Origin of the sequence: Nocardiopsis synnemataformans, assembly GCF_965343085.1 — a bacterium.
GTDB lineage: Bacteria > Actinomycetota > Actinomycetes > Streptosporangiales > Streptosporangiaceae > Nocardiopsis > Nocardiopsis alborubida.
Genome location: NZ_CBDRFA010000051.1, coordinates 20,107 through 35,098, shown reverse-complemented (window position 1 = coordinate 35,098; position 14,992 = coordinate 20,107). Strand labels below are relative to the sequence as shown.

The 14,992-nt window shown below is 71.3% G+C and carries 13 protein-coding genes and 1 pseudogene; 6 read left to right on the top strand and 8 right to left on the bottom strand.

Annotated elements, in window-relative coordinates:
• Positions 1-20 precede the first annotated feature (20 nt).
• Positions 21-599 (bottom strand): annotated as a pseudogene (locus tag ACSIH6_RS25765) (LLM class flavin-dependent oxidoreductase); the annotation flags it as partial.
• Between the two features lie 163 nt (positions 600-762).
• Here ACSIH6_RS25765 and ACSIH6_RS25760 point away from each other — a divergent pair.
• On the top strand, positions 763-1,935 hold the full coding sequence (locus ACSIH6_RS25760) for an RNA-guided endonuclease InsQ/TnpB family protein (protein ID WP_435110894.1): 1,173 nt from the start codon (positions 763-765) through the stop codon (positions 1,933-1,935).
• 9 nt (positions 1,936-1,944) lie between these two features.
• On the opposite strand, the gene ACSIH6_RS25755 is transcribed toward ACSIH6_RS25760, so the two are convergent.
• Together ACSIH6_RS25755 and ACSIH6_RS25750 are read right to left on the bottom strand one after the other, a co-directional pair.
• Entirely contained in the window at positions 1,945-2,382 is a 438-nt protein-coding gene (locus ACSIH6_RS25755; RefSeq protein WP_435110893.1) for a hypothetical protein, read from the bottom strand.
• Between the two features lie 111 nt (positions 2,383-2,493).
• Positions 2,494-3,450: a LysR family transcriptional regulator gene (locus tag ACSIH6_RS25750; protein WP_435110892.1), complete on the bottom strand. Its 957-nt coding sequence runs from the start codon at positions 3,448-3,450 to the stop codon at positions 2,494-2,496.
• 100 nt (positions 3,451-3,550) lie between these two features.
• On the opposite strand from ACSIH6_RS25750, the gene ACSIH6_RS25745 reads away from it, so the two are divergent.
• The 4 genes from ACSIH6_RS25745 to ACSIH6_RS25730 all read left to right on the top strand — a co-directional run bounded on the left by ACSIH6_RS25745 (position 3,551) and on the right by ACSIH6_RS25730 (position 8,759).
• Positions 3,551-4,561 (top strand): NADP-dependent oxidoreductase, encoded by a 1,011-nt coding sequence (locus tag ACSIH6_RS25745; RefSeq protein ID WP_150252209.1) that lies wholly within the window; start codon positions 3,551-3,553, stop codon positions 4,559-4,561.
• An 87-nt stretch (positions 4,562-4,648) separates the two neighbouring features.
• The gene (locus ACSIH6_RS25740; RefSeq protein WP_435110891.1) at positions 4,649-5,467 is read left to right on the top strand and encodes an aldo/keto reductase; all 819 of its coding nucleotides are present in this window, start codon (positions 4,649-4,651) and stop codon (positions 5,465-5,467) included.
• A 277-nt stretch (positions 5,468-5,744) separates the two neighbouring features.
• Complete coding sequence (locus tag ACSIH6_RS25735) at positions 5,745-6,626, top strand: alpha/beta fold hydrolase (RefSeq protein ID WP_435110890.1); 882 nt, start codon at positions 5,745-5,747, stop codon at positions 6,624-6,626.
• A gap of 450 nt (positions 6,627-7,076) precedes the next feature.
• Entirely contained in the window at positions 7,077-8,759 is a 1,683-nt protein-coding gene (locus ACSIH6_RS25730; protein WP_435110889.1) for a BCCT family transporter, read from the top strand.
• Between the two features lie 124 nt (positions 8,760-8,883).
• Here the strand turns inward: ACSIH6_RS25730 and ACSIH6_RS25725 are convergent, their stop codons facing one another.
• From ACSIH6_RS25725 to ACSIH6_RS25715, 3 genes are all read right to left on the bottom strand, one after another.
• The gene (locus ACSIH6_RS25725; RefSeq protein WP_435110888.1) at positions 8,884-9,774 is read right to left on the bottom strand and encodes an aminoglycoside 3'-phosphotransferase; all 891 of its coding nucleotides are present in this window, start codon (positions 9,772-9,774) and stop codon (positions 8,884-8,886) included.
• A 236-nt stretch (positions 9,775-10,010) separates the two neighbouring features.
• Complete coding sequence (locus ACSIH6_RS25720) at positions 10,011-10,154, bottom strand: hypothetical protein (RefSeq protein ID WP_435110887.1); 144 nt, start codon at positions 10,152-10,154, stop codon at positions 10,011-10,013.
• A 52-nt stretch (positions 10,155-10,206) separates the two neighbouring features.
• Entirely contained in the window at positions 10,207-11,370 is a 1,164-nt protein-coding gene (locus ACSIH6_RS25715) for an RNA-guided endonuclease InsQ/TnpB family protein (protein ID WP_435110886.1), read from the bottom strand.
• Between the two features lie 215 nt (positions 11,371-11,585).
• Here ACSIH6_RS25715 and ACSIH6_RS25710 point away from each other — a divergent pair, with 215 nt between their 5' ends.
• The gene (locus ACSIH6_RS25710) at positions 11,586-12,359 is read left to right on the top strand and encodes a nucleotidyltransferase domain-containing protein (RefSeq protein WP_435110885.1); all 774 of its coding nucleotides are present in this window, start codon (positions 11,586-11,588) and stop codon (positions 12,357-12,359) included.
• A 140-nt stretch (positions 12,360-12,499) separates the two neighbouring features.
• On the opposite strand, the gene ACSIH6_RS25705 is transcribed toward ACSIH6_RS25710, so the two are convergent.
• Entirely contained in the window at positions 12,500-13,441 is a 942-nt protein-coding gene (locus tag ACSIH6_RS25705; RefSeq protein WP_435110884.1) for a GNAT family N-acetyltransferase, read from the bottom strand.
• 187 nt (positions 13,442-13,628) lie between these two features.
• A complete protein-coding gene (locus ACSIH6_RS25700) occupies positions 13,629-14,978 on the bottom strand; it encodes a benzoate/H(+) symporter BenE family transporter (protein WP_435110883.1) in 1,350 nt (449 codons plus the stop codon).
• Positions 14,979-14,992: the final 14 nt, after the last annotated feature.

Genomic DNA, 14,992 nt, shown 5'->3' with positions numbered 1-14,992 from the left:
AACCGGACCGGTGCCAACGGTCAGCGCAGCGCCGCCGCGAACCGCTCCCTCCGGTCGCCGAAGCCCTCCGCGCCGCCGAACCACACCGCCGCCGCGTCCGCCCCGGCGACGGTCAGCTCCCGGAACAGCCCGACGGCGCGTTCGAACTTCTCCCCGCCCCCGGACCAGGCGTTCCGCGTTCCCGCGCGCACCGGCCGCGAGGTCAGTTCCCGCAGCCGGTCCCGGGCCTCCACGAACCCCGTCGTGTCCAGGCCCACGCCCTGCCACGCGTCGGCCCACTCGGCGGCCCGTCGCAGCGCCCGGTCGGACGTGCCGCCCACCATCACGGGCACGCGGCGCGTCGGACGGGGCGCGAACACCCCGCGTTCGTAGGAGTGGAAACGCCCCTCGAACGGCCCCTCGCCCTCGAACAGGTGCCGCAGCAGCCGCAGCGTCTCGTCCGTCCGGGCGCCCCGCGTGGCGAAGTCCGACCCCACGGCCTCGAACTCCTCGCGCGACCAGCCGGTCCCCACACCCAGGACGAAGCGCCCCTCGGACAGGGCGTCCAGGGTCGCCACCTGCTTCGCCAGGACGAACGGGTCGCGCATCGGCGCCACCACCTCCGCCACGTCGGCGCCGCCGAGCATGTTTAGCTTTGCTTTGGCGAGGAACCTCGGGGCTTTCAGCTTCGGCAGGAATCACCGCGCAGTCCCCACCGACCCGCCAGTGATGGGGGTCACAACGGACTGTTTTGGCTGCGTTCTGTCACTGAACGGGTGCACGATGGTGGGCGTGTCGAAGATCGTCGCGTGGGTCAAGCTCACGCCGTCGCCCGAGCAGGCGGCGGTGCTGGAATCAACCCTGCGCGCGCTCAACACCCACGCCACCTGGGTGGCGAAGGTGGCCCACGAGCAGGGTGTGATGCGCAAATACGGGCTGCGCAAACACACCTACCAGCAGTTGCGTGAGGCCGGGGTGGGCTCGCAAGCGGCCCAACACGTGATCAAGAGGGTGTGCGACGCCTACCACGCCCGCCGCTCCAATTTGAACAACGGCAACTACGGACCCCAAGGGTCGGCCCGCCGGGAGCGGATCGAGTCCACACCGATCGCCTTCCGCCCGGAGTCGGCGCATCCCTACGACGCGCGCAACCTGTCCTTCGCCATGGACGCGCGCACGATCTCGCTGTGGACCTTCCAGGGCCGGTTGAAGGACATACCGTTCACCGGCTCCCCCGACCAGATCAAGACGCTGGCCGAACACAAACGCGGTGAGGCCGACCTGCTCTGCCGCGACGGTGCCTGGTTCCTGGCGGTGACCGTCGAGGTGCCCGACGCTCCCGAGACCGAACCCGACTCCTTTCTCGGGGTCGACCTTGGTATCGCCAACATCGCCACCACCAGCGACGGCCAAGTCATGGCTGGGCGCCAGATCAACCGGTACCGCCGTCGCCAGCAGCGGTTGCGGGCCAAACTCCAGGCTAAGGGCACTCGGTCCGCTAAGCGCCTGCTCAAGAAGCGGCGCCGCCGTGAGACCGGGCACGCCAGGGATGTCAACCACCGGATTTCGAAACGCATCGTGGCCGAGGCCGAACGCACCGGGCGCGGTATCTCCCTTGAGGACTTGACGGGGATACGCATCCGGGTACGGCAACGCAGGTCCCAACGGGTCACGCTGCACTCCTGGTCCTTCCATCAACTGGGTCAGTTCATCGCCTACAAGGCGCGCCGTGCGGGCGTGCCGGTGGTCTTCGTCGACCCGGCCCACACCTCACAGACGTGCGCTGAGTGTGGCCACGTGGACCGGAGGAACCGGGTCGATCAGGCCGTCTTCATCTGCCGGGGCTGCGGTGTCGTTGCGCACGCGGACCGGAATGCTTCCGCCAACATCGCCGCTCGCGGTCGTGTGGTGTGGAACGCGGGGCGGAAGTCACACGTCCCACCCGACCACCCCTAGGTTGTTGGGTCAGACGCGGTGGGCTCCCTCACACCCAGCGGGGTGGTTCAACTGCACGCTCGGTCCTTGGGCCGAGAAGCTGACGGTCATGACCCGCACGACCGGACCGCCCGCCGAGGTCACGCCGAACGGCACCGCGCGGGGCACGACCACGGCGGCCAGCGCCAGCGTCACCGCGGTCAGGACCGCCATGGACCTCCAGCGCCGCAGCAGTCCGGCCACCGCCGCCGCCAGCGGTGCGGCGGCCAGCATGTAGGGGGTGAAGGCCAGGGCGGGCACCAGGGGCCACCCCCGTTCCAGGCCGAGGACCCGCAGCAGGGTGAACACCGCGAGCCCCGCGGCGGCCAGCGCGACCACGACGGTGACCGCGGGGGAGCGGCGCCGGGCCATGGAGGCCCCGCCGTCCGCCTGTTCCGTGCCGCTTCCCGGTGCCCGCACCCGTTCCATCGCCGTCCTCCCGCCCGGAGCGGACGCCGCCGCCCGCCGTTCAGGGGTAGGACTGCACCACCGCGACGGAGGTTCGGGGCAACGGCGCCGCCGCTCCCCGACGGACCCCCTTCAGCAGGCGCGGGCGGCCGACACCAGGTGCCGGTACACCTCCTCCAGGCGCGGGTTGTCCGCCACCCCCGGGCGCCGCACCAGGTACAGCGTGGTGACCGGCGGCTCCTCCGGGTCCAGCAGCGCCACCAGGCGCCCCTCGGCCAGCGCCTCCCGGCACAGGTGGCGGGGCAGCACCGTCACCCCCGCCCCCGCCGTGACGGCCGACATCACCCCGCGCAGGTCGGGCACGGTGACCGCGGGGGCACATGTCAGCCGCACCCCGAACACGTGCCGCCAGTAGCGGCGCAGGCCCGGCAGTTCGTCGTCGTAGGCCACCAGCGGGACCGCGCACAGCGCGGAGGCGCCCTGGCGGCGAAGCCGGTCGCGGCCGATCCGGTCCGCCCACGACGGCGACGCCACCAGCACGAACTCCTCGTCCACGAGGGGTTCGGCGACCAGGGTCCGCCCGCGCGGGCGCACCGCGGACACCACCAGGTCGTGCCTGTCCCGGCGCAGCTCCTCCAGCAGTTCCTCGGCCGGACCGGTGCGCACGCGCAGCCGTACGCCGCCCTCCACCAGGGGCGCGAGCGCGGGCAGGACCAGCGCGTGCAGCGCCTCGGCGGGGCCCGCCACGCGCAGCGGCGCGGGCGACGCGGACGCGCCGCCCCCGTCGCGCCCGGCCACCACCTCCAGCGCGTCCAGGGGCTCGGCCACGCGCGCGGCCAGGTCGTTGGCCTCGGCGGTCGGGGCCACCCCGCGGGGCAGACGCTCGAAGAGGGGGTGTCCGAGCCGCCGCTCCAGGGAACGGATCTGGGTGGTGACCGTGGGCTGCGACAGCCGCAGCAGCTGCGCGGCGGCGGTGAAGGACCCCGACCGGTGCACCGCCAGGAAGGTCCTCAACTGCTGTAGGTCGAGCGGTCCGCCGGACCGCGGGTCGGCCGCCGTGCCCGAACCATTGACATTCCTATAGCTCACTTCGCCGATTTTATTGGTGAGTGAATGGATGTTCGGACTAGTGTCTGTCCGGTCCGCGGGTCACCGCGCCAACACCCAGCGAAGTCACGGAGGTCGCGTCATGTCCGTCACCAGCAGGGAGGTCCACTTGGTGGCCCGTCCCGTCGGCGAGCCCGAGCCCACCGACTTCTCCCTCGTGGAGACCACCGTCGCCGACCCCGGACCCGGACAGGTCCTGGTACGCAACGACTGGATGTCCGTGGACCCGTACATGCGGGGCCGCATGAACGACGTCAAGTCCTACGTCCCCCCGTTCCGGCTCGGTGAGCCGATGGACGGCGGCGCGGTGGGCGTGGTCACCGCCTCGGGCAGCGACGACGTCCCCGTGGGCACCACCGTCCTGCACGCGGCCGGATGGCGCGAGTACGCGCTGCTGCCCGCGGAGTCCGTGCGCGCGGTGGACGCCTCGCTGGCGCCCGTCGAGGCCTACCTCGGCGTACTGGGCATGATCGGCCTCACCGCCTACGCGGGCCTGACCGAGATCGCCCCGGTGCGCGAGGGCGACGTGGTGTTCGTCTCCGGCGCCGCGGGCGCGGTCGGCTCCGCCGCCGGCCAGATCGCCCGCCAGCTGGGCGCGTCCCGGGTGGTCGGGTCCGCGGGCGGCCCGGAGAAGAAGCGCCGCCTCCTGGAGGACTTCGGCTTCGACGCCGCCATCGACTACCGCGAGGGCCGCCTGGAGGAGCAGCTCGCCGAGGCCGCGCCCGAGGGGATCGACGTCTACTTCGACAACGTCGGCGGCGACCACCTGAGGGCCGCCATCGCCGCGATGCGCAACCACGGCCGGATCGCCCTGTGCGGCGCGATCTCCCAGTACAACGCCACCGAGCCCGCGCCCGGTCCCGACAACCTCTTCCTGGCCGTCGGCAAGCGCCTCACCCTGCGCGGGTTCATCGCCGGAGACCACGGCCACCTGATGAAGGAGTACGCCGAGCGCGCCTCCGAGTGGATCGTCGACGGCAGGCTGCGCAGCGAGCAGACCGTCGTCGACGGCATCGACAACGCCGTGCGGGCCTTCCTCGGCATGATGCAGGGCGCCAACACCGGCAAGATGCTGGTCCACCTCACACCCTGAACCGCTTGCCTGGAGTGCACTCCAGGTCGCCACCATGGGGGAGCACCCCACGAAGACCAACGAGTCCGCCACGAAGGAAGGGCGCTCATGCAGCACGTCACGCTGAACAACGGCCTCACCATGCCCCAACTCGGGTTCGGCGTCTGGCAGGTTCCCGACGACGAGGCCCAGACCGCCGTCGCGACCGCCCTGGAGACCGGGTACCGCAGCATCGACACGGCCAGGATCTACGACAACGAGCGGGGTACGGGCCGGGCCCTGGCCGAGTCGGGCGTCGCCCGCGAGGAACTGTTCGTCACCACCAAGCTGTGGAACGACGAGCAGGGCTACGACAGCGCGCTCAAGGCCTTCGACGCCAGCCTGGACCGCCTCGGTCTGGACTACGTCGACCTGTACCTGATCCACTGGCCCTGCCCCAGGCAAGACGCCTACGTCGAGACCTGGAAGGCGCTGGAGCGCATCCACTCCGAGGGCCGCGCCAGGTCCATCGGTGTGTCCAACTTCACCGAGCAGACCCTGGACCGCCTGGTCGCGGAGACCGAGGTCGTCCCGGTCCTCAACCAGATCGAGCTGCACCCCCACTTCTCGCAGGAGGCCATGCGGGCCGTCAACGCCCGCCACGGCCTCCTCACCGAGGCCTGGAGCCCGCTGGGCCAGGGCAAGGGGCTGCTGGAGGACCCGGAGCTGACCGCCCTCGGCGAGAAGCACGGCAGGTCCGCGGCGCAGATCGTGCTGCGCTGGCACCTCCAGCTCGGCAACGTCGTGATCCCCAAGTCCGTGACCCCGTCCCGGATCCGGGAGAACTTCGACGTGTTCGGCTTCGAGCTGTCCGCCGAGGACATGGACCGGGTCTCGGCGCTCGACCGGGGCGGACGGATCGGCTCGGACCCCGCCACGGTCGGCTGACCGCCGTGTTCCCGGACCGGTGTCCGGTCCGGGAACACCCCGCGGGGGCGTGTGACCGGTGCCTGGCGGTGCCGAGAACGGGCGGACGAACGACCTCACACCAGGGCGAAGAACTCAACAGAGGACACCCCTTGCCGGGTGCGGACCTCTTTCGCGTGTCTGTTCGGACACTCCCGGCGTCCCCGAGTGGCGTGGTGCCGAACGGAGGCGTACAGTCCTCTCTTGGCGCGCCGACAAGCAAGGACGGCGTCCAGTCTCCTCTTAGGCGAAGCAGATCATGACCGTCGTCCCGCACCGCACCGCACGCGTCTACCGCTCCGACAACGCCGAGCGCTCCGTGCACGCGTGGTGCCACAAAGCCCTGAGCCAGTGGCCCGAACTCGGACCCCTCCCGCCCGTGGAGACCAGTCTGGGCAGCACACAGGCCTTCCGCTCCGCGGGCGGCTCCGGAACCCCGGTGCTGGTGCTCTCGGGCACCAACTTCAACGCGGCCGCCACGGTGCCCGCGGCCCGAGCGCTGTCCGCGGACCGGCCGGTGCTGCTGGTCGACCTGCCCGGACAGCCGGGTCTGAGCTGTAGCCAGAGGGTCGGCGGCGCCAGGATCGAGACCTACGGCGCGTGGCTCGACGAGCTCCTGCCCCAGATCACCGACCGGCCCGTCCTCGTGCTGGGACACTCGCGTGGCGCCGCCATCGCGCTCGCCTCCACGCCCTCCCCGCTGGTCGCCGGGATCCTGCTGCTCAACCCGGCCGGACTGACCGCGGCCGGGGTCAGCTCCGAGTCGATGCGCGCCACCCTGCCGTGGATGATCCACCCCAACGAGCAGACCAGCGGACGCCTGGTGGAGTTCCTCAGCGGCCCCTCCACCGAGTGCGAGAAGCACCGGGCCGAGGCCGAGTGGCTGACCCTGGTGGCCCGGTACTGCCGTGCGGGGTCCACCCCCAACCCGTTGCAGGCGGAGCGCTTCCGCGCCTGGGCCGACACCCCGGTCGCCGTCGCGACCGGATCGCACGACCCCTTCTTCTCGCCCGCGCGCCTGCACGGACCGGCCCGCCGTTTCCTGGACACCGACGTCCACACCATCGAGGGCGCGGGGCACCTGTCGCTGTACGAGCAGCCGGAGCGGGTGCGCGAGCTGCTGGGCGAACTCGACGCCTGACACCCATAGGAACTTCCCCCGCCGCGCGGGGACGGAGCCCATCGGAGAGCCCGCCCTCCTCGCCTCAGCGCCCTGACCCCTCCGCGCGGGGACCGGCGGAGCGCGGTGCGACGCGTGGTCGCGTGCGTCGTCCGTCCTTTCCGGGCGGATTCCCGGCCTCCTGCCCCGCGGTTCCGGGGAACGGTGACGAGGTGGGACGTACCCGCGCGAAAGGGCGCGTAGTGTGCACAACCCTGCGGGAACATGCCCTATGTGGCTTTTGGCATATTTAAACAGCGAGTTTTCGGTGTGCTGCTAATGGTGGCGGGTAAGGACGTTCCCGACTCTCCCCAAAAGGAAGGATAAACAGGGAACCCCGCCCCCAAGGACGTATCCTTGCCCGAGGTCGGTGCGGGCTGACGGGCCCTTGTCCCTCGACGAACGTCCCCGAAACACCAGAAAGCAATCGGCATGTTCGAAAAGCTGGCGCAAAAGCTGGGGCTCGAGACGAACCCGGCGATCTTCTTCGTGTCCGCCGCGTTGACCATCGTTTTCGTGGTGTCCGCGATCTTCTTCACCGACACGGTGGACGCCGTCTTCGGAGCCACCTCCGGCTGGATACTCACCAACCTCGGATGGCTCTACATCCTCGGTGTGACCACCTTCCTCATCTTCCTGATCTGGATCGCGTTCAGCAGGTTCGGGCGTGTGCGCCTCGGGCCGCCGGAGAGCACGCCCGACTACAGGAACTCCGTCTGGTTCGCCATGCTGTTCGCCGCCGGTATCGGCAGCATCCTGATGTTCTGGGGCGTGGCCGAACCCATCAGCCACTACGCCGAGCCGCCGCGTTCGGGCGTCGATCCGCAGACCATCGAGGCGGCCGAGGAGGCGATGGGCTTCACGCTCTACCACTTCGGCCTGCATACCTGGACGATCTTCTGCCTGCCCGGGCTCGCCTTCGCCTACTTCGTGTACCGCAAGGGCCTGCCCTTCCGGGTCAGTTCGATCTTCCATCCCTTCCTCGGGGACCGGATCAGCGGCACCATCGGGCGGACCATCGACATCATCGCGGTCCTGGGCACGCTGTTCGGCGTCGCCGTCACCATCGGCCTGGGCACGCTCCAGATCAACAGCGGCCTCAACACCCTGTTCGGCCTGGAGGAGAGCCGCGTCAGCCAGCTGATCCTCATCGCGATCGTCACGACCATCGCCGTGATCTCCGTGGCCACCGGTCTCGACGTCGGCATCAAGTGGCTGTCCACGATCAACATCTACATGGCCGTGGCGCTGCTGGTCTTCGTCTTCCTGATGGGGTCGACGCTGTTCCTGGCCAAGGGGATCATCGAGACCACGGGCGTCTACCTGGAGATGCTGGTCCCGCTGTCGTTCTGGAACGACACCTTCGCCAACACCGGGTGGCAGGGCTCCTGGACCGTCTTCTACTGGGCGTGGACCATCACCTGGTCGCCCTTCGTCGGCATCTTCATCGCCCGTATCTCCAGGGGCCGCACCATCCGGGAGTTCATCCTCGGCGTGCTGGCCGCGCCCACCGCGTTCAGCGTCGTGTGGTTCAGCGTGTTCGGGCTGTCGTCCTTCAACATCGAGCGCGACCAGGGCGGCGGACTGGTGGACGAGGTGGTCACGCAGGAGGACATCCCGGGCTCCCTCTTCGCCTTCCTGGAGCACTTCCCGCTGACCACGTTCGTGTCGGTGGTGGCCATCCTCATCGTCATCATCTTCTTCACCACCTCCTCGGACTCGGCCTCCCTCGTGGTGGACATGCTCTGCTCCGGCAAGAGCGGCAACCCCACCCGGCAGCGGGTGTTCTGGGGGATCACCGAGGGGGTGGTCGCCGCGACCGTGCTCACCGCCTCCGGTGTGGGCGGCCTGGACGCCCTGCAACAGACGATCATCGTGTTCGGGCTGCCCTTCTTCGTGATCGGCTTCTTCATGATGGTGGGGCTCGTGCGCTCGCTGCACGCCGAGTTCGCGGAGGGGTCGGGCCTGCAACGCGAACGCAAGGCGCCCCTCGCCACCAGGGCGCGCAGGATCCAGCGGCGGCACCGGCGGCTGGGCGAGGCCGGGGCCCGAGCCGGGGAGCGCAACGGTGACCACGGGAACGGGAACGGGAGCGGTGACGGCGTTCCCCGGTAGTGGGAGGGCACAGTGCCGTCATGGGCCCGGGCCGCTTCGTGAACTGGTCCCCGGTAGTTGGACTGGCTAACTGAAAGGTTAGGCCGCCAGGGCCTGGGCCCGGTACTGCACCGGGCTCAGGCCCTCACACCGGCCAGAAGAAGGAGTTGACCCCGGCGCACAGCCGCAGCCGCTCGGGGTCGACGTCCTCCCGCCCGTAGGCGTCCAGGAACCGTTCGACGTCCCGCGGCCCGAACTGCGGGTTCATCGGACTGAGCAGGCTGCCCACCATGTCGGCCAGGTCCGCGTGCGGGTCCCCCAGCCCGGCCCGGCCCAGGTCCACCAGGGCCCAGCCGTCCCCGGCGGGCGGGGAGGTGTCCGGGCGAGCGGGGCTCCGGTCCCCGCGTGCGGACCGGCGTGCGCGCTCCGCCCCGCCGCGCACGGAGCCGGTGTCGAGCAGCACGTTGGGCAGGCAGTAGTCGCCGTGGACCAGCGCGGTCCGGCCGGGGCCCAGGGCGCGCGCCAGCCCGGTCAGTTCGGAGAGCACCTCGGCGGCGGGCGGCCCCTCCTTGCCCGCGGCGGCCCAGGAGCGTTCCACCAGCCCGGAGGCGACCCGCTCCCGCGCCCGTTCGAGCTGGGCGGGCAGCGTCATGTCGAAGGGGCACCCCGCGGCCGGAGCGGTGTGCAGCGCCCGGGCGGCCCGGGCGAGCAGGTCGAGCACCCGTGGCCGGTCCCCGGCGGGCCAGGGCTCGTGGGCGGCGCGCCCGTCCAGGTGGCTCATGGTCAGCCAGCGCAGGCCCGCCCAGGAGCCCGAGCCCAGTACGCGCGGTACCGGCAGCCCCCGCTCGGCCAGCCAGCGCAGGCGCCGTTCCTGGCCCAGGAGTTCGTCCACCAGGTCGGCGCGGTCGGCGTCCGCCGACTTGAGCACCGCGAAGGGCCGGTCCCGGGCGTCGAACAGTCGGGCCACACGGGCCCCGGACAGCCCCACGTCGAGTTCCTCGACGCGGGCGGCGTCCACGGACGGAGGGATGCGCATGCCCCGCACCCTAGCCTTGACGCCCGCCGGATTCCCAGCGGTTTACGGCGCGGGCGGCGTCCACCGGACACGTCCCGGTCCTGCCACCCGCCCGGTTCCCACCGGGCCACGGGACGGGCGGCAACCGCCGAGCACGCCCTGACCCCGCCGCCCGCCCGGGTGCCAGTGGTCCGCGGCGCCGCGTGCCGGTCGGTCCGGCCCGAACCCGCCGACGGCGGCGCGCTCCGCCGCGTGCGCTAACCGCCGGAGGAAGCGGGAGTACCCGCCTCCTCCGGAACGGCGGGGGAGGGATCGCGCGGGTCCAGGCCGAGGGCGGGCAGGATCACCTCGTCCACGATCCGCTCCACGTACTCCTCGCCGGGCGGCCCCTGGTGGTCCATGGCGTACTTGTTGACTCCTCTCCTGTCTGAAGGCAGGAGATCGCGGAACCACCTACCGGTGGTTCGAGGCCAGGGCCTCGTCACGGGTCGCCCCGTGGCCTTCCTGCTTCGTCGCCGGTCGCCCCGTCCGGGAGGACTCCCGTTGAGGTCTCACACCAGCTCCGCAGGCCAACACCGCCAGCCCGGCGGCTTCGAGGTTGAGCGCCGCGTTCACATCACGGTCATGGGTCGCCCCGCAACTGGGGCACGTCCAGGTGCGTACGTGCAGCGGCAGCGGCGCGTGCACGTATCCGGGTGCCGAGCACGCCTTGGAGGAGGGGAGGAACCGGTCCACCACGACCAGATCGCGTCCGTACCAGGCGCACTTGTACTCCAGCATGGTGCGCAGCTCACGCCAGGCCACGTCCGAGATCGCCCGGGACAACCGACGGTTCCTGACCAGGTTGCGCACCGCCACATCCTCGATCACGACCACTTGGTTCTCGCGGACGAGTCGAGTAGTGAGTTTGTGCAAAAAGTCCTTACGCCGGTCGGTGATGCGGGCCAGCGCCCGCTGCGCCCGAGCCAACTTCGCCCGGTCGCGGTGCTCGTGGCGGGGATTGTCCACCTTCTCCCCCGTCGACAACGCCACCAACGACGTCACACCCAGGTCCACACCGACCGCGTCGTGGGCGGTCGGGGCCGACTCGACGGTGTCCTCACACAGGAGTGAGACGAACCAGCGCCCGGCCGCGTCACGCGAGACCGTCACCGTCGAAGGACGGGCGCCTTCGGGCAAGGGGCGCGACCACACGATGTCCAGGGGTTCGGCCATCTTGGCCAAGGTCAGATGCCCGTCGCGGTAGCGGAACCCGGACCGGGTGTACTCCGCGCTGGACCGGGACTTTTTGCGCGACTTGAACCGCGGGTAGTTCGCACGACGGTCGAAGAAGCGGCCGAACGCGGTGTGCGGATGGCGCAGCGCCTGCTGGAGCGGGACACAGGAGACCTCGGCGAGGAAGGCCAAATCCTCGGTCCTCTTCCACGCGGTCAGCGCCGCGGAGGAGTCGGCGTAGGAGAGCCGCCGCTGTTCGGTGTTCCAGGCGGCGGTACGCCCGGCCAAGGCGCGGTTGTAGACCAGGCGCACGCACCCGAACGTGCGCGACAGCTCAGCCGCCTGCGCATCGGTCGGATAGAAGCGGTACTTGAACGCCCGCTTCACGCTCGTGCTGATCATGGCACACACCGTAGCGACCGCTCCGCGATCGCGTGAGGAAAATCCAACAGAAAGTCACGAGAAGGGAAAGGGCGTGTCCTCCCCGCCCTGAAGGACGGGGTGTCCACGCCCAACAAACAAATGACCGGGCGGTCGGGAACGGTCGGCGGGGCCGCTGACTCCGGTGGTCACCGGTGCGGCGCGAACCTCATCGCGGGCGGGACACGCCGTCCGCGATGATGGTCACCATGTCCACCTCCGCACATGACGACGCGACCTTCCTGTCCGCCACCGCCGACCGGCTCGTCGCCCTTCCGGCCGTCGAGGCGGTCACCCTCGGCGGCTCCCGGGCCCAGGGCACCCACCGCCCCGACAGCGACTGGGACCTGGCGGTCTACTACCGGGGTGACTTCGACCCGCAGACGCTGCGGGACCTCGGCTGGGAGGGGGAGGTGTCGGAGGTCGGCGGCTGGGGAGGCGGTGTCTTCAACGGCGGTGCCTGGCTGCGCGTCGACGGCAGGGCGGTGGACGTGCACTACCGAGACCTGGACGTGGTCGAGCACCAGCTCGCCGAGGCGCGGCAGGGGCGCTTCCAGGTGGAACCGCTCATGTTCCACCTGGCCGGTATCCCCACCTACCTGGTCGTCGCCGAACTCGCCATCGGCCGGGTCCTCGTCGGGGACCTGCCCCGGCCCGACTACCCCGAGGCGCTGCGCAGGAGCGCACCGCCCGTCTGGCGGGGCACGGCCGCGGCCACCCTGTCCTACGCCCAGCACAACCACGCCCCCCACGGCCGGGTCGCCCAGACCGCGGGTCTCCTGGCCCAGGCCGCCTCGCAGGCCGCGCACGCGGTCCTGGCCGAGCGCGGGGTCTGGGTCACCAACGACAAGGCGCTGTTGTCCATGGCGGGTTTGGAGGAGATCGACTTCGTGGTCGCCGGAATGACCGCCGACCCCCAGGACCTGAGCACGGCGGTCGCCGAGGCCGGACGGATCCTCGCCACGGTCTGAGCCCCGGTGCCGCGGTCCGGGCCCGGACCAACTGCGGGTTCCGGGACCCGGACCGGGCTCGCACACCGCTGCGCTGTGGTCCGGCCCCGGACCAGAGCCACGACGCGGACGGTGTCGACAGCGGCCAGCCGGTTCTGTTCCTACCAGGTCATGTTGACGATCCCGCTGAGCGTGGGGTACCCCGCCCGTTGGAAGGCCCGTGCCATCGGGACGTTGCCCAGGTCGGTGGCGGCGCGGATGCGGTCCACACCCTCCTGAGCCAGGACGCGGGTGCCCTCGGCGAGGATGTCGTCGATGTACCCGTTACCGCGATGCTCGGGCAGCACCGCGATGTAGCCGATGATCGGGTGGTAGTCGTTGCGCGCGGGCAGGACGAAGCCGACCGGCTCGCCGTCCGGCAGCGTCGCGATCCGCCACCAGGAGCGCGGCGTCGTGTACCGGGCGAACTCCTCGTTCCAGCTGTCGGCGGCCACCTGCTCCGCCGTGGTGTGTGCGAGGTCGGCGCGGTCGTGGGCGTCCAGGGTTCCCTCCAGGGCCCGGACCATCAGACCGAGGATCTCCTCCTCGTCCCGGACCGGCCGGAACCGGAGGCGGTCGCCCGGCCCCGGCGCCGGGACGTCGGGCGTCCACTCGAAGCGCAGCCGCTCCACCAGGAGCGATCCGCCGGTGCGTTCGACGGCGGCCACGCGTTCCCGCACGGCACGGCGCTTGTCGGCGTCCTCGCGCCAGTCGGCGGGGACGATGCGCAGGTACTCGGGCGGGGTCCCGCCTTCGGGCAGGGTCGCCGCCGAGGCGGTGCGCAGCAGGTGTTCGAGGATCCCCGTGCGGTCGACGTCCCCGGCCGTGTCGTCCACGTCCAGGACGTCCAGCAGCAGGGGAGAGGTGTCACTGCTCCGGCACCACCAGGAAAGGCGGGCCAGGAGGCGGTCGCCGTCCAGGGCGACCCACATCCACGAGGGGCGTCGGCGTCCCTGGGCGAGGTCGTCGGCGAACTCGAAGTTCTGGGGGTAGGGGATCCGGTTGAAGAGGTCGAGTTCCCCGGGTCCGGTGATCGTACGGATGGTCAGGTCATGCACGGTCAAGGCGACACCTTCGGTGCGTGCGCCCGGCCGCTCCGGGGACTCAACCGTCGAGGCTGCCCCGGGAGGGCGCGAGCGCGGTGGTTGCGGTGAACACGGCTCCGCCTCCTCTCGTCGTCGAGGCCCCGGTTCCGCTGTGGTCGGGGCCGCGACTGTTATAGCCGTGTCCCGGTCGACGGGACAACCCCTTTTAACCGCGAGTCGCCCGGCTTTCCGTGCCGGGATCACCGGGCCCCCGCGTCTCGGTGGTCCTTCCGTGTTCCCCGGTCCCCGCGGCCTCCACGGCCTCCACGGCCTCGTCGGTCTTCCGCGCGTCTTCGGCGTCCTGCTCGGCGCCGCCGCCCGAACCCGCGCGCCGGGACCGGCGCCAGGAACGGGTCACCGCCAGCGTCAGCGCTCCCGCCAGCAGACCCCAGAAGGCCGAGCCCACACCGAACAGGGTGAATCCCGACGCCGTCGCCAGGAAGGTCACCACCGCGGCCTCCCGGGAGTGCTCGTCCCCCAGAGCGGACGCCAGCGAGCCCCCGATCGTTCCGAGCAGGCCCAGCCCGGCGATCCCCAGGATCAGCGGCGGCGGCAGCGCGGCCAGCAGCGAGGCCACCGTCGCCCCGAAGACCCCCACGCACAGGTAGAAGATCCCCGCCCACACCCCGGCCAGGTAGCGGCGCTCGCGGTCGGGGTGCGCCTGCGGTCCCGTGCAGATGGCCGCGGTGATCGCGGCCAGGTTCATCCCGAAGCACCCGAACGGCGCCAGCACCAGGTTGGTCGCCCCGGTCCACCCGATCACCGGCGAGATCGGCACCCGGTAGCCGTCGCCCCGCAGCACCGCCACCCCCGGCAGGTTCTGTGAGGCCATGGTCACCACGAACAGCGGCAGCCCCACGCTCACCAGCACCTGCCAGGAGAACTCGGGCGCCACGAACACCGGCCGGGCCAACGACGGGGACACCCCGCCCAGGTCCAGGGTCCCGCGCAGCGCCGCGGCGACCCCGCCCGCGACCAGGGACAGGATGACCGCGTAGCGCGGCAGCCACCGGCGGCACAGCAGGTACGCCGCGAACATAGCGAACACGACCGCGAAGTCGTCCTCCATGCTCGTGAACAGCCCCATGCCGAACTGGAGCAGCACCCCGGCCAGCAGTCCCGCCGCGAGCGGCACCGGCACGCGGTCCATGACCCTCTCGAACCACCCGGTGACGCCGCTCAGGGTGATCAGCGCGGCCGAGAACAGGAACGCCCCCACCGCCTGCGCCATCGTCACCCCGTCCAGCCCCACCGCCAGCAGCGCGGCGCCGGGCGTGGACCAGGCGGTCACCACCGGGGCCCGGTGGCGCAGGGACAGCCCCACACAGGTCACGGCCATGCCCACACCCAGGGCCAGCATCCACGAGGCGATCTGCCCGGAGGAGGCACCGGCGGCCTCGGCGGCGGTGAACACGATCGCCGCCGAACTGGTCACCCCGACCAGCACGGCGACCAGACCGGCCGCGACGGCGGGCGCGGGGGCCACGAGGCCGACACGACGGACAAGGGTTCTCATGGTCCACCATCCTC